General features: G+C 38.5%; 1 protein-coding gene. It reads right to left on the bottom strand.

Going from position 1 to position 1,339, the window contains the following annotated elements; translation table 11 throughout:
- On the bottom strand, positions 1 to 1,248 hold a 1,248-nt coding region (locus tag O3616_RS10015; protein ID WP_371638792.1), incomplete at its 3' end, for an ISL3 family transposase.
- Between the last annotated feature and the right edge of the window lie 91 nt (positions 1,249 to 1,339).

Here is a 1,339-nt window from a genome sequence, read left to right as displayed (position 1 = left end):
AGAAAGGACACATTTCGTCCTTTCTTTTTTGATATTTAGGGCGATAAAAATCCGTTTTTTGAAGTTTTCAAAGTTCCGAAATCCAAAGGCATTGCGCTTGATAAGTTTGATGAGATTATTGGTGGCTTCCAGTTTGGCGTTGGAATAGAGTAGTTGAAGGGCGTTGGCAATCTTCTCTTTATCCTTGAGGAAGGTTTTAAAGACAGTCTGAAAAAGAGGATGAATTAGCTTAAGATTGTCCTCAATAAGTTCGAAAAATTTGTCTGCCTCCTTGTTCTGAAAGTGAAAAAGCAAGAGTTGATAGAGATGGTAGTGGTGTTTCAAGTCCTCTGAATAGCTCAAAAGCTTGTCTAAAATCTCTTTATTCGTCAAGTGCATGCGAAAAGTAGGGCGATAAAAACGTTTATCGCTGAGTTTACGACTATCCTGTTGAATGAGCTTCCAGTAACGCTTGATAGCCTTGTATTCATGGGATTTTCGATGAAACTGATTCATGATTTGGACACGCACACGACTCATAGCACGGCTCATGTGTTGAACAATATGGAAACGATCCAACACGATTTTAGCGTTTGGAAAAAGCTGTTTAGCTAAGGCATAGTAGGGACTAAACATATCCATAGTAATGATTTTCACCTGACATCGGACTGCTCTATCGTAACGAAGAAAGTGATTTCGGATGACAGCCTGTGTTCTTCCTTCAAGAACAGTGATAATGTTGAGCTTGTCAAAATCTTGTGCAATAAAGCTCATCTTTCCCTTTGTAAAAGCGTACTCGTCCCAGGACATAATCTCAGGGAGGTAAGAAAAATCAGACTTAAAACGGAAGTCATTGAGCTTACGAATGACAGTTGAAGTTGAAATAGCCAGCTGATGAGCAATATCGGTCATAGAAGTCTTTTCAATCAGCTTTTGCGCAATCTTTTGGTTGATGATACGAGGAATTTGATGATTCTTCTTGACGAGAGAGGTTTCGGCGACCATCATTTTCGAGCAATGATAGCACTTGAATCGACGCTTTTTCAGGAGGATTCTAGTAGGCATACCAGTCGTTTCGAGGTAAGGAATTTTCGACGGTTTTTGAAAGTCATATTTCTTCATTTGATGTCCACAATCAGGACAAGATGGGGCATTGTAATCCAGTTTAGCGATGATTTCCTTGAGTGTATCCTTATTGATGATGTCTAGAATCTGGATATTAGGGTCTTTAATATCGAGTAGTTTTGTGATAAAATGTAATTGTTCCATATGAATCTTTCTAATGAGTTGTTTAGTCGCTTTTCATTATAGGTCATATGGGACTTTTTTTCTACAACAAAATAGGCTCCATAAGATCCAT

It is taken from the genome of Streptococcus sp. 27098_8_86, from assembly GCF_041432595.1.
In the GTDB taxonomy this organism is placed as follows: Bacteria; Bacillota; Bacilli; order Lactobacillales; family Streptococcaceae; genus Streptococcus; species Streptococcus pneumoniae_F.
This window is presented reverse-complemented; position numbering and strand designations above follow the sequence as displayed.